The following is a 23022-nucleotide window of genomic DNA, read 5'->3' as shown; positions in this document are numbered from 1 at the left end:
CACCACATCCCATAGAGTTTCAGTGCCAGCGCCACGGCAGCGCCGAGCAGCAGGATTTTCAGCGCGATGTAATAGAACCAGTGCCGCGGAAAAGGCGTGTCGGGCCGCTTCATCGTGCGACCTCCCACGTCGTGCCTTCCTTGGAATCCTTGATCGCAACGCCCATCGCGGCAAGCAGATCGCGGATACGATCGGACTCCGCAAAGTCCTTGCGCGCACGCGCCGCCGTCCGCTCCGAGATCAGGCGCTCGACTTCTTTGGCATCGACGCCGCTCGCCTGCTGCTTGCGTCCTTCCCACTGCGCCGCGCTCTCGGAGAGAAAGCCGAGCAGCCGCAACGAACCCGCGAGGGCACCAACGTCGCCACCGCGCAGGCCATGCAGCGCCGCGATGGCCAGCGGCGTGTTGAGGTCGTCGAGCAGCGGCTCGATCACTGACGGGGCCGGCTTGCCGGGCGCGACGTCAGCCGCGACCCGATACCAGTCGTCGAGCGTCCTGGCGCTCTCCTCCAGCGATTTCATCGTCCAGTCGATCGGCGAGCGGTAATGCGTCTTCAGCATATTCAGGCGCAGCACTTCGCCCGGCCAGTCCGCGAGCAGCTCGTGAATCGTAACGAAGTTGCCGAGCGATTTCGACATCTTCTCACTCTCGACCTGCAGGAAGCCATTATGCATCCAGTAGTTCGCCATGCGCTCCTGGTGGAAGGCGCAGCAGGTTTGCGCGACCTCGTTCTCGTGATGCGGAAACACGAGATCGATGCCGCCGCCATGGATGTCGAAGTGCTCGCCGAGATGCTTCCAGGCCATGGCCGAGCACTCGACGTGCCAGCCCGGGCGCCCCTGCGCGGCGATACCGGCCGGTGACGGCCATGACGGCTCGCCGGGCTTGGACGGCTTCCACAGCACGAAGTCGGTGTTGCCTTTCTTGTAAGGCGCGACATCGACGCGGGCGCCGGCAACCATCTCGTCCAGCGAACGATTGGACAGCGCGCCATAGCGCGGCAGCCCGGCATCGGCCGCGTTCATCGCCTGCGGCGAGAACAGCACATGATCCTCGGCAACATAGGCAAAGCCGCCGGCAACCAGCCGCTCGATGATCTCGCGCATCTCGCCGATATGCTCGGTGGCGCGCGGCTCGACGCTCGGCCGCAGCGCACCGAGTGCGTCGACGTCGGCGTGAAACTGCTTGCCGGTCTGCTCGGTGACTTTCCGGATCGCCTCGTTCAGCGGCAGGCCGGGGAAATCACGCGCGGCGCGGTCGTTGATCTTGTCGTCGACGTCGGTGATGTTGCGGACATATTTGACGTGCGCCGCGCCGTAGAGATGGCGCAGCAGCCGGAACAGCACGTCGAACACGATCACCGGCCGGGCGTTGCCGATATGGGCGAAGTCATAGACGGTCGGTCCGCAGACATACATGCGGACGTCCTTGGCATCGAGCGGCACGAAGGTGCGCTTGTCCCGGCTCAGCGTATCGTAAAGGCGCAATTCCATAAGGATACCCGTCGGCTGTTGGCCGGGCGTCCAAGGCTCTCAATGGTTTTGAGAAAAGACGGCTCCAGCCAGCGAATCGCTAGCTCGTAATCTCGCGGCAAATGGCGCAAATGACGAGGAGACCGTTCATGACGGAACATATGGGCTATGAGGCGGCCCCGCGTCAAGAGAGCCGCGAAAATGCCGCTTTATCTCCGCAATGCGCAGTCGCCGCGCATAGATGGTTCAGATCCTTAACCATTTCAGCCCATTCTGGAACTGGCAGTTCCTATTTTTTGCCCCCGGTGTTTTCATGCGATCATTGCTCGCGCTCATTTCCTGCGCCTCCATCCTCGTCGTTTCCAGCGCTCTCGCTGAGACCCGCGTCTTCATCATCCCCAACCAGGCGGACGGCTACGGCGTCGATCAGTGCCTGGCCAAAAGCGACAAATGCGGCGCGCAGGTCGCCCGCACCTACTGCCAGTCACGCGATTTTGCCCAGGCTTCGGCCTATCGCCGGGTCGATCCCGACGAAATTACCGGCTCTGTCCCCAAATCCGGCGCAAACTGCTCCCATGGGCATTGCGATGAATATGTCGCAATCACCTGCCAGCGCTGAATTCGCTCGGAACTGGCATACCTTAGGTCCAATCCCTGGCCTCTGAAACGACGTGACGATGCCGCAGGAAGCGGCTATGGGAGGGCGCGCTTCGGCCCCCCACATCACGCGTGGCCGTGACCTCGCTAGAATGGCGGATATGCCTGAACTTTTATCTCTCTCCCGTGCTCGCTCGATCCTTGCCTGCGCCGTGCTCTTGAGCACGGTCGCGCTCGCCAATGGTGCTTCCGCACAGGCCGGCCCGCCGGGACCGCCGCCTCAGCCCGGCCAGAACGGTTTCGGACCGAACCCGATGTGCGCGCGCCTGGAAGGCCAGCTCGCCGGGCTCGATCGTGGCGGCGGCGGCGATCCCGCGCGCGAAGACCAGATCCGCCGCTATCAGGAGTCCCAGACCAAGCAGCAGGCCGAGCTCGACCGCGTCACCATGCAGGCCAAGCGCATGGGTTGCGATTCCTCCGGCTTCTTCTCGCTGTTCAGCGGCCAGTCGGCGCAATGCGGTCCGGTCAACACCCAGATCCAGCAGATGCGCGCCAATCTGGACCAGATCACCGGCAATCTCGAACGCCTGCGCGGCGGCGCCGGCGGCTTCAGTCCCGAGCGTGACAACCAGCGCCGCTCGGTGCTGGCAGCGCTGGCGCAGAACAATTGCGGCCCGCAATATGCCAACGCCGCGCAGTCGCAAGGCGGCGGCAATTTCCTGAGCAATCTGTTCGGCGGCAACAACCCCAACAATCCGCAAGGCGTGCCGCCGTCCGATCTCGGCCCGCAATCAGGCACCTATCGCACTGTGTGCGTGCGCACCTGCGACGGTGCCTACTTCCCGGTCTCGTTTGCGACCGTGCCGGCGCGCTTCCCCGACGACGAGAAGACCTGCAAGGCGCTGTGCCCGGCCGCCGAAGCCGTGCTCTATACCCATCGCAATCCCGGCGAGGACATGAACTCCGCGGTCTCCACCAGCGGCCAGCCCTACACCGCGCTGCCGACCGCGTTCAAATTCCGCAGCGAGTTCAACCCGTCCTGCTCCTGCAAGGCCGCGGGCCAGACCTGGGCCGACGCGCTCAAATCGGCAGACGACAAGGCATCGGCCGAGCAGCAGGGTGACATCATCGTCACCGAGGAGAGCGCCAAGAAAATGCAGCAGCGGCAGCTCAACAAGGGCACGCCAGCCGCCAATGGCAAGAAGGGTGCGGCGCCGACCACGGCGACTGCACCTGTCGCGCCTCCGCCTGCGGATACCGGCGCCGCGACGACCTCGTCCGAGAACAAGCCCATCCGCTCGGTCGGGCCAAGCTTCCTGCCGCAACAGCAGAAGTAAGTCGCCACCTAGAACTGTCATGCCCCGCGAAGGCGGGCATCCAGTACTCGGCAGTGCCAATTGTTTTCGAAAACGTCCGCCGCGGCGTACTGGATCATCCGCCTTCGCGGATGATGACAGCGTCGTATGTTGACGACACCGTCATCCGACGACCTTGGTCAGCCTCACCCCTCGAACGCGTCGATTGAGGCTTTGCTGCCACGCGACACCAACGTCTCGTCGGGGACGGCGAGCTGCTCGCCTTTGTCGCGAAAACGGTTGGTGATGGGATAGCGGCGGTCGCGGCCTAAATTCCTGGCCGTCACCTTGACGCCGGGCGCGGCCTGGCGGCGCTTGTATTCGGCGACGTTGAGAAGATGGTCGATGCGGGTCACCGTCTCACGGTCGAAGCCGGCCGCGAAGATGTTGTCGAGCGGCTCTTCGCGCTCGATGAGACGCTCCAGGATGGCATCGAGCACGTCGTAAGCGGGCAACGAATCCTGGTCGGTCTGGTTCTCACGCAGCTCCGCGGTCGGCGGACGCGTGATGATGTCGGGCGGGATCACCTCGCCGTCCGGCCCCAGCGCCCCCTCGGGCTTCCACGAATTGCGCAAGCTTGCCAGCCGAAACACCTGCGTTTTGTAGATGTCCTTGATCGGATTGAAGCCACCGTTCATGTCGCCGTAGAGCGTGGCGTAGCCGACCGACATTTCCGACTTGTTGCCAGTGGTCACCACCATCAGGCCGGTCTTGTTGGAGATCGCCATCAGCAGCGTGCCGCGGGTGCGGGCCTGGAGATTCTCCTCGGTGACATCGGGCGGCAGATTCTTGAAGACGCCGGACAGGATAGTCTCGAACCCGTTCACCGCTTCCGCGATCGGCAGCACCTCGTAGCGGATGCCGAGATGGCCGGCGAGCTCGCCGGCGTCCGCAATCGAGCTTGCCGCAGTGTAGCGATAAGGCAGCATCACGCCGTGCACCTGATCAGCACCCAGTGCATCGACCGCAATCGCTGCGCAGAGGGCAGAGTCGATGCCGCCGGAAATGCCGAGCAGCACGCCGGGAAAGCCATTCTTGGCGACGTAGTCCCGGAGACCCAGCACGCAGGCGGCGTAGTCGGCGTGGTCACCCTCGGGCTGCGCGGCGATCGGACCGGAGCAGCGCCAATCGTTGCCGTTCCTCGTGAAGCCCAGTGTGGTGACGCTCTCCGCGAACGCCGGCAATTGCGCTGCGAGCGAAAGGTCGCCGTTGAGCGCGAAGGAAGCACCGTCGAACACCAGCTCGTCCTGGCCGCAAACCTGGTTGAGATAGACCAGCGGCAGACCGCTCTCGGTGACGCGCGCGACCGCGACCGACAAACGCACGTCAGCCTTGTTGCGGGCGTAAGGCGATCCGTTCGGCACAAGGATGATCTCGGCGCCGGTCTCGGCCAGCGTCTCGACCACGTTCTCGTAGTCCTCGGACTCCTCCAGCCAGATGTCTTCGCAGATCGGCACACCGATGCGCACGCCGCGCACGGTGACGGGGCCGGCCGCAGGGCCGCGCGAAAACAGCCGCTTCTCGTCGAACACGCCGTAGTTCGGCAGATTGCATTTGAATCGCAGGCCCGCGATACGGCCGCCATCGAGCAGCGCGCAGGCATTGTAGAGCCTGCCCTCCTCGACCCAGGGCGTGCCGACCAGCATGGCCGGCCCGCCATCGGCGGTCTCGCGCGCCAGCGTTTCGATCGCAGCGCGGCAGGCGGCCTGAAACGAAGGCTTCTGCACCAGATCTTCCGGCGGATAACCGGCGATGAACAATTCCGGAAACAGCACGAGATCGGCGCCGTCGGCGGCTGCCCGCACGCGCGCCGCGCGCGCTTTGGCGGCATTGCCGTCGATGTCGCCCATGGTCGGATTGAGCTGGGCGAGCGTGACCGCGAATGCGTTGAGACGTTCGGTCATATGCGCCTTGTCCGATGTTGTCGCTAAACGAAACCCAATCGCTCGATGATGGCGATGATCCAGAACGCGCCGGCCATCAGGAGCGCAACACCGACCGCGGCCGAGCCCATGTCCTTGACCCGTCCGATCTGCTTGTCGTGATCCATGGTCAGCCGGTCGGCAAGCTTCTCGATCGAAGTATTGAGGAGCTCGACCACCAGCACGAACGCGACCGCACAGACAAGCTCGACCGCGCGCATCGCGGTCGCGCCGACAAACCACGCGAGCGGCAGCGACAAGAGAAGCGCAACAATTTCCTCGCGGACGGCCTGCTCCGAGCGGAACGCAAAGGCCAGACCGTTACGGGAATTGATCGTGGCCTTCCAGATCCGCAGCAAGGTCTTAGAGCCCCGCTGCGGCCGGCATCGGCCTGACCTTGCCGGCGCGTTCCTGCTTGAGCAGTTCTGCGACCAGGAAAGCCATGTCGATGGATTGCTCGGCGTTGAGCCGGGGATCACAGACCGTGTGATAGCGGTCGTTGAGATCCTCGTCGGTGATCGCGCGAGCGCCGCCGAGGCACTCGGTGACGTCCTGGCCGGTCATCTCCAGATGCACGCCGCCGGCATGAGTGCCTTCCGCGGCGTGGATCGCGAAGAACGACTTCACCTCGGACAGGATGCGGTCGAAGGGCCGCGTCTTGTAACCCGAGGTCGAGGTGATGGTGTTGCCGTGCATGGGATCGCACGACCAGACCACCACTTTGCCCTCGCGCTTCACGGCGCGGATCATGTTCGGCAGGTGCTCGCCGATCTTGTCGGAGCCGAAGCGGCCGATCAGCGTCAGCCGGCCCGGCTCGTTATCGGGATTGAGCACGTCGATCAGCTTCAACAGCTCGTCGGGCTTGAGCGACGGGCCGCATTTGAGCCCGATCGGATTCTTGATGCCCCGGAAATATTCGATATGGCCGTGGTCGAGCTGGCGGGTGCGGTCGCCGATCCAGATCATGTGACCCGAGGTCGCGTACCAGTCGCCGGTGGTGGAATCGACGCGGGTCATGGCCTGCTCGTAGCCGAGCAGCAGCGCCTCGTGGCTGGTGTAGAAATCGGTGGCGCGCAGCTCGGGATGGGCCTCGAGATCGAGGCCGCAGGCGCGCATGAAGTTGAGCGCGTCCGAGATGCGGTCGGCCAATTCCTTGTAGCGACGGGACTGCGGGCTGTCCTTCAGGAAGCCGAGCATCCACTGATGCACGCTGCCGAGATTGGCGTAGCCGCCGGTCGCGAACGCACGCAGCAGGTTCAGGGTCGCGGCGGACTGGCGATAGGCCATCAGCTGGCGCTGCGGATCAGGGATTCGCGCTTGCTTGGTGAAGGCGATGTCGTTGACGATGTCGCCGCGATAGCTCGGCAGCTCAACACCGTCGATCTTCTCCATCGGCGAGGACCGCGGTTTTGCGAACTGGCCGGCGACGCGCCCGACCTTCACCACCGGGACGGCGCCGGCATAGGTCAGCACCACCGCCATCTGGAGCAGCACGCGAAAGAAGTCGCGGATATTGTTGGCGCCGTGCTCGGCAAAGCTCTCGGCGCAGTCACCGCCCTGCAGCAGGAAGGCCTCTCCGGCCGCGACCCGCGCTAAGGCCTTCTTCAGATTGCGCGCCTCGCCCGCGAACACCAGCGGCGGAAAGGTCGCAAGCTGCGCCTCGACGTCGGCCAGGGCCTTGGCGTCGGGATAATCGGGCACCTGTAGCACCGGCTTGCTGCGCCAGGATTCGGGCGTCCACCGCTCGGACATCGCAATCTCTCCGTGAAGCAAAAAGCACAACCTGATCTGTGGGTTGCGAGGGTCGCCTTATACACAGGCTGACCACCGGCCGCCAGTTGTAAATCCATCTGGCACTGCAAAGCCTTGCGGGGAAAGCCAAATTCGCATTTGCTGGGAAACGGCTCGGAAACTGGCAAGATACCTTCGGCCCATGGACGTGGCACTGGACGACGTTTTCATCGACGAGATCAGCTTCCCGGCGACCGACGGGTATGCGCTGAGCGGTACGCTATTCTTGCCGCGCGGCACCAAACGTCATGCCGTGTTGGTCAATTCGGCGACGGCCGTCCCGCGAAAAATCTATCGCGGCTTTGCCTCCTATCTCGCCCATCGCGGCTGCGCGGTCCTGACCTACGACTATCGCGGCATCGGCGACTCCCGGCTGCCGGCGATGGTCGGCTACAACCAGCCGAAATCGCTGGTCGGCTTCAAGGCCTCGATGTCGGACTGGGCCGCGCTCGACGTCACCGCCGCAGTGCACTGGATGCGCGAGCGCTACAATACCCTGCCCTTGACCTATGTCGGCCACTCCTTTGGCGGTCAGGCGCTCGGGCTGATCGCCAACAACACGGAGATTTCGCGCGCCGCGTTCGTGGCTTCGCAGGCGGCGACCTGGCGGCTGATGACGTCGCCGGAAAAATACCGTGTCTTCGCTTTCATGAATTTTGTCGGCGTGCCGCTCGTCCACGCGCTCGGTTACGCGCCGGGCTGGGCCGGCATCGGCGAGGATTTGCCCAAGGGCGTCTTCCTGCAATGGGCCGAGTGGGTCTCGAGCCCCCGTTATCTCTTCGATTCAAAGCTGCCGGCGCTGGAGAATTTCGCCAGGTTCAAGGGTGAGCTGCGCACACTCTGCTTCTCCGACGATCCCTGGGCGACGCGGCCCGCGGTCGAGCTGCTCGCGAGCGGATTTACCGCGATCAAGCCGGAGGTGCTCAACGTGAAGCCGTCCGACGTCGGCGCGAAGGCGATCGGCCATTTCGGCTTCTTCCGCCCCGACCACCGCGATACATTGTGGCGTGGCGTCGCGGAATGGATCCAGGGAGAGTAGACGGCGCTTACCGGAGGATCGTGGTCAGCGACGAGTAGCGCTTGTTCGGCTTGGCTTCGCCCGGCGCGAATTGCGCAAACGCCTCGCTCACGCGGACGGCCGGCGGCGTATCGCCGGCGAAACGAAACTCCTTCGGCCGCGGCGCGTAGAAGCTGGCGCTGTAATAGGCGTCGTCGAAGCGTGCCTCGCCGACCCCGAACACTGCGTCGCACGCGAACAGGAGCGCATAGACTCCCGCGACCGCGACGACGACCTCCCTGAGAACTGACATGCTGATGCCCCACCCTGTTGCAGGCAGGATGCACGCCGGTTCCAAAGCCGGGGTTTAAGGCCGCACAGTTCTTGTCCGCAGGGTTTGCCGCCGCTGAGCGGAATGCAGACAATTTTATCGATCTCGAAAAATGAGCCCGCCTGCACGGGTGGTCAGGCGGGCTCCAGGCTTGGCCGCTCGGGAGGTATCAAACGGCCAGATTCATCCAGACAGCCTTGGGCTCGGTGAAATTGTCGAGCGCGGCGGTGCCGTGCTCGCGGCCGAGGCCGGAGTCGCGCTCGCCGCCCCAGGGCAGGCGCACGTCGGTATAGCCATAAGTGTTCATCCAGACCGTGCCCGCGCGCGCCCGCTTGGCGAAGCGCTGCAGCTTGCCGATGTCGCGGCTCCAGACGCCGGCGGCGAGGCTGTAAGCCGTGCCGTTGGCAATCCTCAAAGCGTCGGCCTCATCCTTGAACTTGATGACGCTGACGACGGGCCCAAAGATCTCCTCCTGCGAGATCCGCATCTCGTGGGCGACATTCGCGAACACCGCGGGGCTGATGAAGTAGCCGCGGTCGCCGACCTTCTCGCCACCCGTGACAAGGGTCGCGCCCTCTTTCCGGCCGATGTCGACGTAATCGAGGACTGATTTCATCTGCTTCTCGGATATGACGGGGCCGAGCGTCGTCTTGCGGTCGAGCGGGTCGCCGATCCGGAGCGACTTTGCGCGCGCCGCCAGCCGCTCGACGACCTCGTCATAGACCTTCTCCTGCACCAGCACGCGAGAGCCGGCCGAGCAGACCTGGCCGGCATTGAAGAAGATGCCGGAAGCCGCAGCTTTCGATGCGGCTTCGAGATCGGCATCGTCGAAAATGACGTTGGCCGACTTGCCGCCCAGCTCGAGCGAGACGCGCTTGAAGTTGCTTGCGGCGCCCTTCATGATTCCCCGCCCGACACCGGGAGACCCGGTGAAGGTGACCTTGTCGACATCAGGGTGATTGACCAGCGCGTCGCCCACGACGCGGCCGGGGCCTGTGACGACATTGAAGACGCCCGCCGGCAGGCCGGCTTCGAGCGCGAGCTCGGCGATACGCAGCGCCGACAGCGAGGTCAGCTCGGCCGGCTTCATCACAATGGTGCAGCCGCAGGCCAGCGCCGGCGCGAGCTTCCACATCCCGATCATCAGCGGGAAATTCCACGGCACGATCGCCGCGACCACGCCGACCGGCTCGCGCACGGTGTAGGTCAGGGCATCATCGCGCACGGGCACGACGTCGCCGCTGATCTTGTCGGCCCAACCGGCGTAGTAGATCAGCGTGTCGACGGCGGCCGGAAAATCCTGCCGCGATGTCGCGGCGATCGGCTTGCCGGCATCGATCGACTCGAGTTCGATGATCTCCTCGGCGTGAGCCTTCAGCAGGTCAGCCCAGCGCAGCAGGATCTGGCCGCGCTCGGACGCCCGCATCGTGCGCCAAGGACCTTCGAAAGCCCGGCGCGCGGCGGCGACCGCATACTCCACATCGGCCTCGTTGCCCTCGGCGACGACGGCGATGACCTGCCCGGTGGCCGGATTGAGCGACTTGAAGGTGCGACCGGAGCTTGCGGGGACGCGGCGACCGTCGATCAGCAGATGCTGTGGCCGGGACATGAACTCGGTGGCCGGCGAGTGGGCAAAGTCATATGCAACAGACATCATATTCCTCCAATTCTGGTATACCAGACTAGGCGCCCTTACGCGGGAGTAAAATATGATATGAATTGCAAGTGGACGGTCGGCATATGAAGTACAGTTCATAAGGAAGATCAATGCTTCAGATCGAGATCGAGGCCGTCTGGCGGTTTCGCCGCGAGGGCAATCCGCGCACCGCCATCGTCATGCTCGGCGTCCTCAACGAGATCAGGAGAACCGGGAAGATCACCAGCGCGGCCAAGGACGCGCATCTCTCCTATCGCCATGTCTGGAATCTGATCGAGCAATGGTCGGAGTTCTTCGGCACGCCGCTGGTCGAGACCCAGCGCGGCAAGGGCTCAAAGCTCACACCGTTCGGCGAGCGGCTGGTGTGGGCGGGCGAGCGCATGCAGGCCCGGCTCGGACCTCAGCTCGAAAATCTGGCGCAGGAATTGGCGAGCGAGATCAAGCCATTCCTCGAGCAGCGCCCGTCGGTGATCCGCGTGCATGCCAGCCACGGCTTTGCGGTCGCAAAACTGCGCGAATTCCTCGACCGCGAGCCGGGCATCGGCGTCGATCTGCGCTATGTCAGCAACCAGCATTCGCTGGTCTCGCTGGCGCAGGGCGCCTGCGATCTCTCGGGCCTGCATCTGCCGCACGGCGCGCTGCGCGCCCAGGGCATCAAGGCTGCGCGCGAATGGCTCGATCCACGCGAGGATCGCATCATCAGCTTCGTCACACGCGAAATGGGATTGATGGTCGCGCGCGGCAATCCGCTGCGCATCGCTTCGCTTGATGATCTCACCGGACCCAAAGTCCGCTTCGTGAACCGCGATCACGATTCCGGCACGCGGCTTCTGTTCGACCAACTGCTCGCGGCAAACGGCATCGACGAGAGCCGCATCAACGGTGCGCAGCAGATCGAATTCACCCACGCCGCGGTCGCTGCCTATGTCGCGAGTGGCATGGCTGATGCGAGTTTCGGCGTCGAAGCCGCCGCCCGGCATTTCGGCCTCGATTTCATCCGGCTCCTGACCGAGGATTATTTCTTCGTCTGCAAGCGCGCGTTCCTGGACACCGGGCCGATGCAGCGCATCCTGGAGATCATCCGCAGCGCGGATTTTCGCGCGGCTGTCGCTACGCTACCCGGCTATGTGCCGTCGGACACGGGCACCGTCACCGGCGTGAAGGCGTTTCTGGAGATGCACGCCGTGCGATGATGCCGAAGGATGCCGTCGCCTTGTCCGCGCCGGTCAGATCGCCGGCTCGTCCTTCAGCGCAGAGATGACCTGCTCGCCCTGCGCGGTCAGCCGGTACGTCACCAGCGGACGGCTCGACGGCGGCTTTCGCGCGAGCTCGACGATGTAGCCGCGCACCATCAGGGCTTCGAAGCTGCCGTAATAGCCGAACATGCTGAGCTGGTTCTGCCTGAGCAGCTTGAACTCGCGCAAGAGACGGATCTCGTTGCCCGACAGCAGCGACCGGCGCACGCGCTGAACGAACCGCGCGCGCTGCTCGAACCAGGCCTGGTCCGGCAGTTCGTGCGAGGCTGGTGCGGGGGTCCGTTCGCAGGGACGCGCGTCCTGCGCAATCTCGACCGTCACCTGCGGCAGGCACGGCATGCTGCTGCCGACAACCGCGTCCTTCGCAACGTCGAGCAACGCGAGCGGCCAGCGCCGCTTGTTGTCCACCATGACAGGCGGTGGCACGACGCTGTCGCGCACCAGTTGCTCGAAGCGTCCGGCGGTCACGCCGACATAGGTGGCCGCGCGACGGCGATCGACCAGGCGCGTGTCCGGCGCGACCTCGCAAACAATGTTCTCGTCCACCTCGTATCCCCCGGCGCCTCGTTGCGCATGGCGTGGCAGTCCGGCGGGACCGGCCAAGCCGGCGCCGAACCTAGGTGGGAGGAACGTGCTCGAAAAGCACAGAATTTCGTACATGTTGATGCCGTTTCGGCAACAGCTATAGTCCAAGGGGTCCCATGCGCTTTCACTCACCGGCCATCCAGTACTTCCACGCCGTCCAGCGCACCGGCTCGATCCGGGCCGCGGCGCGTTTGCTGAACGTTGCCTCGTCGGCCGTAAGCCGCCAGATTCTCAAGCTTGAACAAGAGGTTGGGTCACCGTTGTTCGAGCGCAATGCGCGCGGCCTGACGCTGACGACGGTCGGCGAGATGTTGGCCCGGCACGTCATGAACGTGCTCCAGGACCTCGACCGCTTCCGCTCGGACGTCGCGTCCCTGCCGGGAACGTGGCACGGCACCGTCAGCATTGCCTGCATCGAGTCGCTCACGGAGTCGGTGCTGCCGGACCTGATCGCCTCCCATCGTGGCCGCGCCCGGCGCGTCAGCTTCACCACCGAGGTGAAGGGATCGTCGGATGTACTGGAGGCCCTGAGCCGCGGCGAGGCCGACATCGGCATCGCCATGGCGCTGCGGCATCCGCCGGACCTGCGCCAGGTCGCCCTGAAACGATTTCGCCTCGGCGCGGTCGTGGCGCGCGAGCATCCGCTGGCGCGCGGCAAGACGGTCACGCTAACCCAATGTCTCGCCTTTCCAGTCATCCACGCGCTGCCGGAGCTATCGATCTACCATCTGCTCCAGCCGCTGATCGCACAGCTGTCCGAGACGCCGGAGCCGGCGATCCAGGCCAACTCGATCGACCTGATGCGCGAGCTCGCCGCGCGCGGCGTCGGCGTCGCCTTCCAGACCCAGCTCGGCATCGACCGACTGTCGCGCGACAGCCGGCTCGTCTTCCTGCCGCTCGACAACGCCGGCAGTCCGGTGTGGTCCGACCTCGGCATCTACGTTCGCGCCGAGCGCACCCTGCCCGCCCACACGGAATCCTTTCTCCAGGAGCTGGTCCGCGAATTGGGCGAGCGCGAGCGGCGGGAGAACGCGGCCTATCCGAAAGTTGCGTGATGATGCGTCGCAGTAGTCTTCCGGGATAGGGCCGTTGGTCGACCATCTGATACCGTTTGTATTTTGCGGCTCATCCCTCACGCCAGGATCCCGAAATGCCGCTATGTCGGCTGAAGCCTTCGCGAATCCTCGGCATCGAGCGCTTCTCGGATTTCGCCGAGTTTCGCGCCAACGAGGTGCTCGGCCTCGGCATCAGCACGCCGCTCCGCCCGCGCGAATTCTCGCTGTCTCGCGCCATCCTGCCGCTCCAGGATGGGCTGTTCGTGCTCCAGCGCTCCTTTGCACGGCGGTTTGAGGCCGAGATCGGCACGGACAATGGTGTCGGCCTCGTTGTCCCCCTCGCGTTTCACTCCACCTCCAACGGCCGCGAGGTCGACAATTCAACGATTGCCATGATGCGCGGCAAAGCCCCCGTAGACGCGATCGAGCATCATCCCAACACTTACCTGATGCTGCGCTTCAACTCGGACATGCGTCATCGCGGCTGGACGGATTTCGACACGGGCCTCGCATATGTTCGCACGCAGGACGATCCGATGGCGCGATTGCGCGCCGCTATCCTGGAGATATTCTCGCTCGCCTCGGCGTGCAACGATCCCCGGCAGTTCGAGGCGCTCAACCGCCCAATCCAGGAGACGCTGCTCGCCTGCCTCGACGACGCCCTGGCGCCGGCAGGCGGGCTGACTGCGCGACGCGGATCGTTCGCCAAGCACCGCAAGCTGATCGCGCGCCTCGACGAGATGGTCATGTGGTCCGGCAGCAAGGCACTCTACAGTGACGACCTCGCCTCTGCGCTCGGCGTATCGGTGCGTACGCTCCAGACCGCCGCGCACGCGGTGCACGGCGTGAGCCTGCACCACTATCTGCGTCTCAAGCGGCTGTGGTCAGCCCGCATCCAGCTCATGGTGGGAGGCGGCGGCATGAGCGTCAAGGCCGCAGCGCTCGGCAACGGCTTCTGGCATCTTGGTGAGTTCTCGCGCGGCTACAGATTGGCGTTCGGCGAGACACCCTCCGAGACGCTGGCGCGGAGCCGACGTCCCTGAGCGCAGCTTCGGTCTTTGAGCGGCCGTGTGTCACGCTCAGCCGTGGCCGGCTCCCTTGCGCTGGCCGCTATCGCCGAGGCGGTCGACCCAGGCGATGCCGATCGCGGAGATGATGAAGGTGAGGTGGATCAGCACCTGCCACATCACGCCGCTCTCGGTGAAATTGCTGCGCGTCGTGCCGAGATTGCCCGCCTCGATGAAGGTCCTGAGCAGCGAGATCGAGGAGATGCCGATGATCGCCATCGCAAGCTTGATCTTGAGCACGCTGGCATTGACGTGGCTGAGCCATTCCGGCTCATCCGGATGACCGCTGAGGTTCAGGCGCGAGACGAAGGTCTCGTAACCGCCGACGATCACCATCACCAGCAGGTTCGAGATCATCACGACGTCGATCAGCCCGAGCACGACCAGCATGATCTGCTGCTCGCTGGCGTCGAACGAGTGGACGACCAGGTGCCAGAGCTCCTTCAGAAACAGCAGCACATAAACGGCCTGCGCGACGATCAGGCCGACATAAAGCGGAACTTGCAGCCAGCGCGAGCCAAAGATGAGTTGGGCAAACGCGCCGATTTGCGGCGCCGGCACGGAAACCGCCGAAGGTGCTTTGGGTTCGGACGTCATTGATCACTCCGGATGATGGACAGGCACGTTGCCTCAGAGACTCGCGATCACAGGCGCGAGCTCGAGCGATCCGCGATAGATCATCTCGAAGGCGACGTAAACGATGATGGCGAGGCCAACATAGCCGATCCAGCGCTGCTTCTGGAGCACGCGGCCAAGCAAATCGGCGGCGACGCCCATCAGCGCGACCGACAATAACAGGCCGAAGGCGAGGATGTAGGGATGCTCGCGCGCGGCGCCCGCGACCGCGAGCACGTTGTCGAGCGACATCGACACGTCGGCAGCGACGATCTGCACGGCCGCCTGCCTAAAGGTCTTTCGGGAGGCAGGAGCAACGCTGCTGCCGCCATGGCTGAACGCGAGCTCGTTCGCATGCGTGGACTGCTCGCGCAGCTCCCGCCACATCTTCCAGCAGACCCAGAGCAGCAGCACGCCACCGGCGAGCAACAGCCCGATCACTTGCAGAAGCTGGGTCGCGACGCCGGCAAAGACGATGCGCAGGGCGGTGGCGGCGATGATGCCGACGACGATGGCGCGCCGGCGCTGTTCGGCCGGCAGACCGGCTGCGGCAAGGCCGATGACGACGGCGTTGTCGCCGGCGAGCACGAGGTCGATCAGGACGACCTGAAGCAGCGCGGTCAGCGCTTCGGTGGTGATGAATTCAGTCATGATTGGTCATTTTTCGGGCGGACGGATCGAGCCATTGCGGCTTCTTCCGCTCGACCCAATCCAAAACCTTGCCGCGCGAGGATCGCAGCGCGGGCACGTCTTCCGCGAGCAAAGCGAGGCCGAGCGGCAGCATCCAGACGCCGAGCACCGGCAGGAAGGAGAGCACGCCGCCGACGATGAGCAACGCGCCCGAAGGGATTCTCACCCAGCGGCTCGACGGCTTGAGCAGATAGGTGACGGTGTCGCCCATGCGCGGCGGCAGGCGATGGACAAGCTTGTCGAGGCGCGGGTCACCGCCAGCCATCTGGCCGGTAGCGCCCGCAGTCCCTGTCTTATCCTCGTCCGAAACTACGCTCATGCTTACTCCTCGGCGGCGATGCGCTGTTCGGCGGGCACGGCCCCCGGCGCCACCTGCTTTGCGCGAGGCAGCACCAGCGTCAGCAGGCGCAACAGCTTGATCGCCTGCACTTCGTGGGGATGCACGTCCTCGTCCGCGGCCGCGACGCGCTCCGACAGTTCCATCAAATGAGCCGACAGCGGCAGGTCCGAAACCGGACGCAAATTCTCGATCACCACATTGGCGAAATCCGGTTCCTCGAGTCGTTCGGCAAGCTCGTCGAACATCGCGTAGAGCCGGTCGTCCGATATGTGCGGCGCCAGCTTGCGATCCCGGATGAAACGGACGACCTCGTCGCGTTCGACCGGCGAAACTTGGCGGTCGGCAACCGCAACCAGCGCGCCGACGATCACCAGCGCCACCGCAGCCTGCTCGTTCAGGCTGGACGGCTCCGTGATCTCGATTTCGAGCGGACTTGAATGCTTGGCGTCGGACATCGTTGCTCCCTTATCTTGCGAAATGACCGCACGGAGCTGCGATGGGGACGATTGGGTCGGAGAGACTCTCAAGAAGGCCCGACGATCGGCCGATCCATCGCATTCGCGCGGGACAGGTCATCCGACATCACGAGGTTTTGCCGACAGCGTCGGTGTCCTCGCCAGAGGGGCCCGGATTCTTGTTCCTCCCACACTTAAAGATGGGGCTGTCGGAATCAAGACGACGAGACTGCGACCAGCCGCCGCATCGGGTTCCGTGTGTTACCCCACCCGCTCGACAAGATGCGCCCGCGAGGGCGAGGGCTCGAACTTGTCGCCGAAATATTGCGTCTCGTGCGCCACCAGACCGTCGCGGAATTCCATGATGCTCACGACGTAAGACGGCACCCCGTCATAGGTCAGCACGAATTCGCTCACCCAGAGATCGTTGCCGCCGACGATGCGCCGAACCGTGAAGCGCTTCGTGTTCGGCTGCACGAACCGGCTCTGTTGGATGTTGCTGCGACCGCGGATGCGCTCGCCGGATTGCGGATAGTCGAGCACCGCGTCCTCGCGATAGATGTCGTGCTCGGCCTCGAAATCGTTCGCGTCCGAAGCGTCCCAATGGCGCTGGAGCGCGGCCAGCTTGCCCTGATCATCCATCGTGATCTCCCGTTGTTCCGACTGCGCTCATGCTACACCATTCAGATTGGCGTGCAGGCAATCCCGGTGAACGGGGCCAGACGCATTTTCCGACATCGTCCGCTCGGGCGAATGCCGGCTTGGAATGTGGATGATCCAGATGAAGACCAATCCCGCTCCCCGTGCCGACCGCATGGGCGCGCGCCAGATCTACGAGGCTTTGAGAGATCAGATCCTGACGCGGGTGTACGGGATCGACGGGTTGCTGCCGTCCTCCCGCGCGCTGGCCGGCGAAATGGGCGTGGCGCGCTCGACCGTCACAATCGCCTACGAACAGCTCGCCGCCGAGGGCTTCATCGAGACACGCCATGGCGCGCGGCCGCGGGTGGCCCGCGCCGTCGTTGAGCGGGGACACGCGCGCGTAGTGTCGCGAGCGTCGGTGCGGAAGGTGCGGCTGTCGGCCTTCGGCGAGCGGCTGCTTCGGGACCCGCCGCGCTGGACCGAGCCGCCGCGCGGGCTCGTCGCCAACTTCCGCTATGGCGAGCTCGCGCCGTCGGATTTCCCGGTGCTGGCATGGAAGAAGGCCGTGACTGCCGCGATGGCGCGCAAGCCCGAGCGGCTGGCCTATGACGATCCCTGCGGCGCGCTGCGGCTGCGGACCGCGCTGCAAGGCTATCTCTGGCGGTCGCGCAGCGTCCGCTGCGAGGTGGATCAGATCGTCGTCGTGAACGGCTCGCAGCAGGGCCTCGACATCTGCGCGCGCCTGCTGCTCGACGCCGGCGACCGCTTCGTGATGGAGGATCCCGGCTATCAGATGGCGCGGCACACTTTTGCGGCGACGGGCGCCGAGACGATCCCGATTCCCGTCGACGCGGATGGACTGGAGACCACGCGGCTCGACGGCGTCGAAGCCCGCCTCGCCTATGTCACGCCGTCGCACCAATATCCGCTCGGCGGCGTCATGCCGATCGGACGCCGGCACCAATTGCTCGCCTGGGCCAGGGCAAACGACGCCTACGTGATCGAGGACGATTACGACAGCGAGTATCGCTACGACACCAAGCCGATCCCGCCCCTGCACGCGCTGGCAGGCGGCGGCAATGTCATCTATCTCGGCACCGTCTCCAAGACGCTCTCGCCGACCTTGCGGATCGGCTATCTGGTGGTGCCCGCCGCCCTGCGATCCCTGTTCGCCGCCGCCAAGCAGATCATGGACCGGCACACGCCGTTGATCGAGCAGGACGCACTCGCGTCGATGCTCGAAAGCGGCGCCTATGACGGCCACATCAGGCGCGTGCGCCGACGCAACGCCGAACGCCAGCGGGCGCTGCTCGACGCGCTCCGCCGCCGGTTCGGGGATCGCGTCCGGATCGAGGGCACCGCCGCCGGCCTGCACATCGTGGCGTGGTTCGATGACCTGCCGAGGAAACATGAGGACGCGTTGATCAAGGCGGCCCATGCAAAGGGCGTCGGCATCTATCCTGTCTCGGCACTGTTCGTCGGACCTCGCCGAGCGCGCAAGACAGTCGGCCTCGTCATGGGCTATTCGGCGCTGGAGGTGGCACAGATCGAGCGCGGCTGCAGGCTTCTCGCGCAGGCCGTCGCCGAACTGGACTGATCAAATAGACGCTAACTGGCAGTTTCTTACAGGCCAGATTCCGGCTATCTCCAGACAACACTGGAGATAGACCATGTACATCCCTCCCGCCTTCAAGGACGACATCGAGAGCATCCGGGCGACCATTCACGGCGCCCGCCTCGCCAGTCTGGTCACGGCCACCACCGAAGGCCCGGTCGCCACGCCGCTGCCGCTCTTTCTCGACGAGGGCGAAGGTGAGCATGGCGTGCTGTACGGACATGTGGCGAAAGCCAACCCGCAATGGAAACTGCCACCGATCGGAGATGCGCTGGCAATCTTCAGCGGTCCCGACGCCTACGTGACGCCGTCGTGGTACGCGACCAAGCAGGAAACCGAAAAGGTCGTGCCGACCTGGAACTACGTCGCGGTGCATGCCTACGGCCCGGTCGAATTCTTCCAGGAACCCGAGCGCCTGCTCGAGGCCGTGACGCGGCTCACGAACCGGCACGAAGGATCGCGTGCCAAGCCTTGGGCCGTTACGGATGCCCCTGCGGATTTCATCGCTGCGCAGTTGCGTGGAATTGTCGGCGTGCGCATTCCGGTCGCCCGGTTCGAAGGCAAGCGCAAGATGAGCCAGAACCGTCCCGAGGCCGACCGTGTCGGCGTCGCGCAAGGTCTCGCGGCGAGCGAGAATGCAGATGATCGCGAGGTTGCGCCATTGATTCCGGTTCCGGTGTAGTGGCCACTTGGTTCCCGACGCTCGCTGTCGGGAACCATCGTCCTGTCAGGTTCGTTGATGCATTTCAGCAAGCATCTCCTGACAGGATTCCCATGTGTCGCTGGATCGCATACCGGGGCGAGACCACGTCCTTCGAGCCCTACGTCACCGAGCCCGAGCATTCGCTGATCGCGCAAAGCATCCGCTCGCTCCAGTCGACCGCCGGCTCGAATGGCGACGGCTTTGGTCTCGGCTGGTACGGCGAGCATCCGGAGCCTGGTCTTTATCGTGAAACACGCCCGGCCTGGTCGGACGAGAATCTCCGCTACCTCTGCCGCCATCTGCGCTCGCATCTGTTCTTCGCCCATGTGCGCGCCGCCACCGGCACGGCGGTGACGCGGCAGAACTGTCATCCGTTTGCCTGCGGCCACTGGATGTTCATGCACAACGGTTTCGTCGGCAGCTGGAATCGCCTGCGGCGCAAGGTCGAGGCGCTGATCCCCGACGCCTACTATCCTTCGCGGACAGGAACGACCGATTCGGAAGCCGTGTTTCTCGCCATGATGGGCGCGGGGCTCGACGCCGATCCGCTCGGCGCAACGCATCGCGTGCTGCGAGCCCTCGTCGGCCTCGTCAACGAAGGCGAGCTTCGTGAGCGGCTCCGCTTCACCAGCGCCATCGCCAACGGCCGGGATCTCTACGCCTTCCGGGTTGCGGTCAACGATGCCGCCAACACGCTGTATTTCCGCGAGGTTGGCGGCCAGGTCATCGTCGTGTCCGAGCCGTTCGACGAGGAAACCGACTGGACGGAAGTGCCCCCGAATCACGCGCTGGTCGCACGTGCATCCGAAAGCGCGAAGATTGTTCCGTTCGACCTTGCAATTTCCGGTGGGTCTGAGGCGGAACCCGCCCCTGCCAGAAGGATTATCGCCCGCAGGTAAATACCTTGGCCGGGTGGCACGATGACATTTGCATCAGACGTTTTGAGACTGCTGCGGCTCGATTCCTCGGAAGACAAGCAGCACCTCGTCATTCGCTCCGCCGGCGGACGCGGCAAGGCCGCGGAATATTCGTTCGGCATCGAGGAGGAATACTTCCTCGCCGACCGGCGAACTTTGGACGTTGCGATCGAAACTCCAAATGCCCTGTTCGAATCTGCGAACTGGTCCACCGGCGGCCAGGCGATGCGGGAGATGTTGCAGTCGCAGCTCGAGGTCGCCACCAACGTTCATGTCGACGTTGCCGACGCGCGCGAAGAGCTTCGCTTCCTGCGTCGCGAAGTCGCAAACGTCGCGGCACAATACGGTTTCGTGATCATGGCCTGCGGCACGCATCCGACCGCGGTCTGGCGCATGTCGCAGCCGAGCCCGAAGCCGCGCTACGAGGAGATGATCGAGGATCTGCGCAGCATCGGCCACCGCAACCTGATGTGCGGCATGCATGTCCACGTCCAGCTGCCCGATCCGGAGAAGCGCATGGCGGTGATGCGAGCGATGCTGCCGCATCTGCCGTTGTTCATCGCCCTGTCGGCCTCCTCCCCGTTCTGGAATTCACACAAGACCGGGCTGAAGGGCTATCGGCTCGCCGCCTATTCCGAGCTGCCGCGCACCGGCCTGCCCGAATTGTTCGAGAGCAGGCAGGATTACGACGAATATGTCGGCGCGTTGCAGCGCTCCGGCGTGATCCCCGATGAAAGCCACATCTGGTGGGCCATGCGCCCCTCCATGAAGCACCCGACCCTCGAGCTGCGTGCGCCCGACACCTGCACCTTCGTCGACGACGCCGTCGCCATTGCCTCGCTCTATCGCTGCCTGACGCGCTATCTGTACCTGCGACCTCATCTGTCGAAAGAGGTCACCGCGGTCGAACGCGCGATCGCGGTGGAGAACAAATGGCGCGCCCAGCGCTACGGCACCGATTGCATCTTTGCCTCCAAGGACGGGCCGGTCGAGATCTCCGAGCTGCTCTCCCGCGTGATCGAGGACATCGCCGAAGACGCCGCCGCGCTGAACTGCGCCGCCGAGGTCGAACACTGTCGTACCATCGTCGAGCGTGGCAGCTCGGCTGAATTCCAGCTTCGTGCCTTCCGCGACAATGCGGAGGACATCGCCGCGGTGTCGCGCTGGATCGCAGACGCGACGATCTCGGGCACGAGCGCCCCGGCCGCAGGCGTCGCTGCGCCCTCATAGCGCCCGCGCAAGCTTCGGGAGCAACAATGTCGCTCCTGAATTCGGAAGGTCGCGGAGAGAACCATGAATCGCGTCAAATGTTGCGCCGGCTGCGGCCATGGCCTCATTCCGATGCTCTCGGCCAAAGGGCGCGCAGAGCTCAGCTGCCTCTGGTGCGAGCTCATCGAGGCGCGTGCAGTGGACATGGCGAAGTGGGCTGACAGCCCGTACGGCAAGCCCGAGCGGACCGTCGGTCGATCTTTCGAATGAACGGCTCCATTCACCCGGCCGCCGACTTCCTCTGATCGGCGCGGCTGCACGTCCGCGCCAGGATGCCGACAAATTAGACAAGACGCGTTTCGTCGCCAGGTTTGCAGACCGGGCGAACATGGCCATGCAGGCTGGCGAAGCGTGTCAGCTAACCTCAGGTGCAACCTCGATTTTTCCTCGCGTTGCGGCGTGTCGCACAGCCTTGCGTACCGCGCGGCGCCTCGACTGGCCCAGAATTCGCAAGGCAGCATCAGGCCTGATCCCCTGCTCTCCCGATTACTGCAGCAAGATGCGTGCGCCGAGAGAGACCGGGTGAGCGGCCTAGAATCGGAGACTGCCATGAACGTGCATGCCGCCGGCGATCTCAAAATCACCGGCCTCACCCGCCCGGACGGCGCCCCCCTACGCCTCAACGGCCAGGATTTCGTGGCGATCGACCGCGACCGGAATGCGAAGTTCGAGGCGACGTACCGGCCGCAAGCCCTCTACAATCGCGCCAACGAGGGTTTCCACGCCAATAACGAAACCTTCCTGCTGCACGAAGTCGCGACCAATCTGCCGATCTATCTGCCCGACACCGGTCCCACAGATTTCCATCTTCATCTGCCGCCGGGCGGCTTTCAGCTCGTGTTGGTCACCTCGGGCGCGTTCACCTTCGACTATGACGGGCGCTTCTACAATGTCGGCCCCGGCGCGGTGATGCTGCAAAGCGCGATCGTGCACCGACAGCTGTTCTACACCTGGTCGGGACTATCGACCGAAGAGAATTTGAAGACGCCACAGACGGTGGCGCCCGATCCAATTTCCATGGGCTATTCCGGCAAATTCCTCGAAGCCTTCATTACCGATCCGACGACCTTTCCAAACCCCACTATTGTCGGCCCGGATCAGATCAACGAAGACGAGACGCCACGGGTGGCGTGGAGCCACTCTCTGCATGATCGCCCCGCGGACGCAGGCTTTTGGCTCCAGGACCCGCTGGCGCTGGATGCGCTGTTCAAGCCGCTCACCGACAGCCCGGTCAAATCATCCATGCCGGTGTATATGCGCGATATCGGCATCGAAGTGCCGAGCGGACATCTCGTCACCGGCCACATCATCGCAACCGACCCGCGCGGCCAATCGCTCCTGCCCAAGAGCACGTCGGCAACAGCGGACACCACATGTTTCGCCAAGGGCGAGGTCGTGATCTACCGCGTGATCCGCGGCACGGCCGAATTCAAGAACAAGACGGGCGAGACCTTTGAGCTCGCGGCCGGCGACGTGGTGACGGCAGGCAAGAACGCTACAGCCCTCGTCGGTGTCGGCGAGAACACGCAGGTCCTTCGGCTAGGCCTTCTCAAAGGCATGAACGACCTCCGCAGCTGGACGCCGACGCAACGCGATGAAATCGACGGCCTCGCCGGTCAGATCATCACGCAGAAGGATATCCGTCCCCTGCGCACCGAGGGCAAGCCGGTCGGGTACCTCTACGGCTAAGCG

At 64.5% G+C, this 23022-nt stretch carries 23 protein-coding genes and 1 pseudogene; 12 read left to right on the top strand and 12 right to left on the bottom strand.

Annotated features, from left to right (window positions below):
• Positions 1–109 precede the first annotated feature (109 nt).
• The gene (gene cysS, locus BRA1417_RS0119715) at positions 110–1492 is read right to left on the bottom strand and encodes a cysteine--tRNA ligase (protein ID WP_027517283.1); all 1383 of its coding nucleotides are present in this window, start codon (positions 1490–1492) and stop codon (positions 110–112) included.
• Between the two features lie 292 nt (positions 1493–1784).
• Between cysS and BRA1417_RS0119710 the strand changes: the two genes are divergently transcribed.
• A complete protein-coding gene (locus BRA1417_RS0119710; RefSeq protein WP_007592521.1) occupies positions 1785–2090 on the top strand; it encodes a hypothetical protein in 306 nt (101 codons plus the stop codon).
• Positions 2091–2220: 130 nt separating this feature from the next.
• Positions 2221–3405, top strand: coding sequence for a DUF2865 domain-containing protein (locus BRA1417_RS0119705; protein ID WP_027517282.1), 1185 nt, complete (start codon positions 2221–2223; stop codon positions 3403–3405).
• A gap of 164 nt (positions 3406–3569) precedes the next feature.
• Here the strand turns inward: BRA1417_RS0119705 and BRA1417_RS0119700 are convergent, their stop codons facing one another.
• From BRA1417_RS0119700 to BRA1417_RS0119690, 3 genes are read right to left on the bottom strand one after another with little or no spacing between them, the layout of a single operon-like run.
• Complete coding sequence (locus BRA1417_RS0119700) at positions 3570–5327, bottom strand: NAD+ synthase (protein WP_027517281.1); 1758 nt, start codon at positions 5325–5327, stop codon at positions 3570–3572.
• A 23-nt stretch (positions 5328–5350) separates the two neighbouring features.
• On the bottom strand, positions 5351–5704 hold the full coding sequence (locus BRA1417_RS0119695; protein WP_027517280.1) for a diacylglycerol kinase: 354 nt from the start codon (positions 5702–5704) through the stop codon (positions 5351–5353).
• A 4-nt stretch (positions 5705–5708) separates the two neighbouring features.
• On the bottom strand, positions 5709–7097 hold the full coding sequence (locus tag BRA1417_RS0119690) for a class II 3-deoxy-7-phosphoheptulonate synthase (RefSeq protein WP_027517279.1): 1389 nt from the start codon (positions 7095–7097) through the stop codon (positions 5709–5711).
• 181 nt (positions 7098–7278) lie between these two features.
• Here BRA1417_RS0119690 and BRA1417_RS0119685 point away from each other — a divergent pair, with 181 nt between their 5' ends.
• The gene (locus BRA1417_RS0119685) at positions 7279–8175 is read left to right on the top strand and encodes an alpha/beta fold hydrolase (RefSeq protein ID WP_027517278.1); all 897 of its coding nucleotides are present in this window, start codon (positions 7279–7281) and stop codon (positions 8173–8175) included.
• Positions 8176–8182: 7 nt separating this feature from the next.
• Here BRA1417_RS0119685 and BRA1417_RS0119680 read toward each other — a convergent pair whose 3' ends face one another.
• Both BRA1417_RS0119680 and BRA1417_RS0119675 read right to left on the bottom strand, forming a co-directional pair.
• Positions 8183–8446, bottom strand: a complete 264-nt coding sequence (locus BRA1417_RS0119680) for a hypothetical protein (RefSeq protein WP_027517277.1) — start codon at positions 8444–8446, stop codon at positions 8183–8185.
• Positions 8447–8633: 187 nt separating this feature from the next.
• Positions 8634–10118 carry an aldehyde dehydrogenase family protein gene (locus BRA1417_RS0119675; protein ID WP_027517276.1) on the bottom strand — a complete coding sequence of 495 codons (1485 nt, stop codon included), beginning with the start codon at positions 10116–10118 and terminating at the stop codon, positions 8634–8636.
• 113 nt (positions 10119–10231) lie between these two features.
• Between BRA1417_RS0119675 and BRA1417_RS0119670 the strand changes: the two genes are divergently transcribed.
• Entirely contained in the window at positions 10232–11314 is a 1083-nt protein-coding gene (locus BRA1417_RS0119670; RefSeq protein ID WP_027517275.1) for a substrate-binding domain-containing protein, read from the top strand.
• A 33-nt stretch (positions 11315–11347) separates the two neighbouring features.
• On the opposite strand, the gene BRA1417_RS0119665 is transcribed toward BRA1417_RS0119670, so the two are convergent.
• Complete coding sequence (locus BRA1417_RS0119665) at positions 11348–11923, bottom strand: hypothetical protein (protein ID WP_027517274.1); 576 nt, start codon at positions 11921–11923, stop codon at positions 11348–11350.
• A gap of 155 nt (positions 11924–12078) precedes the next feature.
• On the opposite strand from BRA1417_RS0119665, the gene BRA1417_RS0119660 reads away from it, so the two are divergent.
• Positions 12079–13017 carry a LysR family transcriptional regulator gene (locus tag BRA1417_RS0119660; RefSeq protein WP_027517273.1) on the top strand — a complete coding sequence of 313 codons (939 nt, stop codon included), beginning with the start codon at positions 12079–12081 and terminating at the stop codon, positions 13015–13017.
• Between the two features lie 95 nt (positions 13018–13112).
• Positions 13113–14060, top strand: coding sequence for a helix-turn-helix domain-containing protein (locus tag BRA1417_RS0119655; protein WP_027517272.1), 948 nt, complete (start codon positions 13113–13115; stop codon positions 14058–14060).
• Between the two features lie 36 nt (positions 14061–14096).
• Here the strand turns inward: BRA1417_RS0119655 and BRA1417_RS0119650 are convergent, their stop codons facing one another.
• From BRA1417_RS0119650 to BRA1417_RS0119630, 5 genes and pseudogenes are all read right to left on the bottom strand, one after another.
• Positions 14097–14681: a TIGR00645 family protein gene (locus BRA1417_RS0119650; protein ID WP_027517271.1), complete on the bottom strand. Its 585-nt coding sequence runs from the start codon at positions 14679–14681 to the stop codon at positions 14097–14099.
• A 33-nt stretch (positions 14682–14714) separates the two neighbouring features.
• The gene (locus tag BRA1417_RS0119645) at positions 14715–15350 is read right to left on the bottom strand and encodes a TerC family protein (RefSeq protein WP_027517270.1); all 636 of its coding nucleotides are present in this window, start codon (positions 15348–15350) and stop codon (positions 14715–14717) included.
• Positions 15347–15708 (bottom strand): annotated as a pseudogene (locus BRA1417_RS0119640) (hypothetical protein). Before BRA1417_RS0119640 ends, BRA1417_RS0119645 begins: the two are co-directional and overlap by 4 nt.
• 2 nt (positions 15709–15710) lie before the next feature.
• Entirely contained in the window at positions 15711–16184 is a 474-nt protein-coding gene (locus BRA1417_RS0119635) for a TerB family tellurite resistance protein (RefSeq protein ID WP_027517268.1), read from the bottom strand.
• 261 nt (positions 16185–16445) lie between these two features.
• Positions 16446–16826 carry a nuclear transport factor 2 family protein gene (locus BRA1417_RS0119630; RefSeq protein ID WP_027517267.1) on the bottom strand — a complete coding sequence of 127 codons (381 nt, stop codon included), beginning with the start codon at positions 16824–16826 and terminating at the stop codon, positions 16446–16448.
• Between the two features lie 130 nt (positions 16827–16956).
• Between BRA1417_RS0119630 and BRA1417_RS0119625 the strand changes: the two genes are divergently transcribed.
• The 6 genes from BRA1417_RS0119625 to BRA1417_RS0119600 all read left to right on the top strand — a co-directional run bounded on the left by BRA1417_RS0119625 (position 16957) and on the right by BRA1417_RS0119600 (position 23019).
• Positions 16957–18423, top strand: coding sequence for a PLP-dependent aminotransferase family protein (locus tag BRA1417_RS0119625; RefSeq protein WP_084462490.1), 1467 nt, complete (start codon positions 16957–16959; stop codon positions 18421–18423).
• A 73-nt stretch (positions 18424–18496) separates the two neighbouring features.
• Positions 18497–19123 carry an FMN-binding negative transcriptional regulator gene (locus BRA1417_RS0119620; protein ID WP_027517265.1) on the top strand — a complete coding sequence of 209 codons (627 nt, stop codon included), beginning with the start codon at positions 18497–18499 and terminating at the stop codon, positions 19121–19123.
• A gap of 92 nt (positions 19124–19215) precedes the next feature.
• A complete protein-coding gene (locus tag BRA1417_RS0119615; protein WP_027517264.1) occupies positions 19216–20043 on the top strand; it encodes a class II glutamine amidotransferase in 828 nt (275 codons plus the stop codon).
• Between the two features lie 21 nt (positions 20044–20064).
• Entirely contained in the window at positions 20065–21291 is a 1227-nt protein-coding gene (locus tag BRA1417_RS0119610; RefSeq protein WP_027517263.1) for a carboxylate-amine ligase, read from the top strand.
• A 63-nt stretch (positions 21292–21354) separates the two neighbouring features.
• Positions 21355–21540, top strand: a complete 186-nt coding sequence (locus BRA1417_RS0119605; protein WP_027517262.1) for a hypothetical protein — start codon at positions 21355–21357, stop codon at positions 21538–21540.
• Between the two features lie 339 nt (positions 21541–21879).
• Positions 21880–23019 carry a hypothetical protein gene (locus BRA1417_RS0119600; RefSeq protein ID WP_027517261.1) on the top strand — a complete coding sequence of 380 codons (1140 nt, stop codon included), beginning with the start codon at positions 21880–21882 and terminating at the stop codon, positions 23017–23019.
• Positions 23020–23022 lie beyond the last annotated feature (3 nt).

It is taken from the genome of Bradyrhizobium sp. WSM1417, assembly GCF_000515415.1.
Classification (GTDB): domain Bacteria; phylum Pseudomonadota; class Alphaproteobacteria; order Rhizobiales; family Xanthobacteraceae; genus Bradyrhizobium.
This window is presented reverse-complemented; position numbering and strand designations above follow the sequence as displayed.

Excerpts from the sequence above, each read along its gene's own strand:
- cysS (WP_027517283.1), bottom strand. The coding sequence starts at position 1,492 with ATGGAATTGCGCCTTTACGATACGCTGAGCCGGGACAAGCGCACCTTC.
- BRA1417_RS0119710 (WP_007592521.1), top strand. The coding sequence starts at position 1,785 with ATGCGATCATTGCTCGCGCTCATTTCCTGCGCCTCCATCCTCGTCGTT.
- BRA1417_RS0119705 (WP_027517282.1), top strand. The coding sequence starts at position 2,221 with ATGGCGGATATGCCTGAACTTTTATCTCTCTCCCGTGCTCGCTCGATC.
- BRA1417_RS0119700 (WP_027517281.1), bottom strand. The coding sequence starts at position 5,327 with ATGACCGAACGTCTCAACGCATTCGCGGTCACGCTCGCCCAGCTCAAT.
- BRA1417_RS0119690 (WP_027517279.1), bottom strand. The coding sequence starts at position 7,097 with ATGTCCGAGCGGTGGACGCCCGAATCCTGGCGCAGCAAGCCGGTGCTA.
- BRA1417_RS0119685 (WP_027517278.1), top strand. The coding sequence starts at position 7,279 with ATGGACGTGGCACTGGACGACGTTTTCATCGACGAGATCAGCTTCCCG.
- BRA1417_RS0119680 (WP_027517277.1), bottom strand. The coding sequence starts at position 8,446 with ATGTCAGTTCTCAGGGAGGTCGTCGTCGCGGTCGCGGGAGTCTATGCG.
- BRA1417_RS0119675 (WP_027517276.1), bottom strand. The coding sequence starts at position 10,118 with ATGTCTGTTGCATATGACTTTGCCCACTCGCCGGCCACCGAGTTCATG.
- BRA1417_RS0119670 (WP_027517275.1), top strand. The coding sequence starts at position 10,232 with ATGCTTCAGATCGAGATCGAGGCCGTCTGGCGGTTTCGCCGCGAGGGC.
- BRA1417_RS0119660 (WP_027517273.1), top strand. The coding sequence starts at position 12,079 with ATGCGCTTTCACTCACCGGCCATCCAGTACTTCCACGCCGTCCAGCGC.
- BRA1417_RS0119655 (WP_027517272.1), top strand. The coding sequence starts at position 13,113 with ATGCCGCTATGTCGGCTGAAGCCTTCGCGAATCCTCGGCATCGAGCGC.
- BRA1417_RS0119650 (WP_027517271.1), bottom strand. The coding sequence starts at position 14,681 with ATGACGTCCGAACCCAAAGCACCTTCGGCGGTTTCCGTGCCGGCGCCG.
- BRA1417_RS0119645 (WP_027517270.1), bottom strand. The coding sequence starts at position 15,350 with ATGACTGAATTCATCACCACCGAAGCGCTGACCGCGCTGCTTCAGGTC.
- BRA1417_RS0119635 (WP_027517268.1), bottom strand. The coding sequence starts at position 16,184 with ATGTCCGACGCCAAGCATTCAAGTCCGCTCGAAATCGAGATCACGGAG.
- BRA1417_RS0119630 (WP_027517267.1), bottom strand. The coding sequence starts at position 16,826 with ATGGATGATCAGGGCAAGCTGGCCGCGCTCCAGCGCCATTGGGACGCT.
- BRA1417_RS0119625 (WP_084462490.1), top strand. The coding sequence starts at position 16,957 with ATGATCCAGATGAAGACCAATCCCGCTCCCCGTGCCGACCGCATGGGC.
- BRA1417_RS0119620 (WP_027517265.1), top strand. The coding sequence starts at position 18,497 with ATGTACATCCCTCCCGCCTTCAAGGACGACATCGAGAGCATCCGGGCG.
- BRA1417_RS0119615 (WP_027517264.1), top strand. The coding sequence starts at position 19,216 with ATGTGTCGCTGGATCGCATACCGGGGCGAGACCACGTCCTTCGAGCCC.
- BRA1417_RS0119610 (WP_027517263.1), top strand. The coding sequence starts at position 20,065 with ATGACATTTGCATCAGACGTTTTGAGACTGCTGCGGCTCGATTCCTCG.
- BRA1417_RS0119605 (WP_027517262.1), top strand. The coding sequence starts at position 21,355 with ATGAATCGCGTCAAATGTTGCGCCGGCTGCGGCCATGGCCTCATTCCG.
- BRA1417_RS0119600 (WP_027517261.1), top strand. The coding sequence starts at position 21,880 with ATGAACGTGCATGCCGCCGGCGATCTCAAAATCACCGGCCTCACCCGC.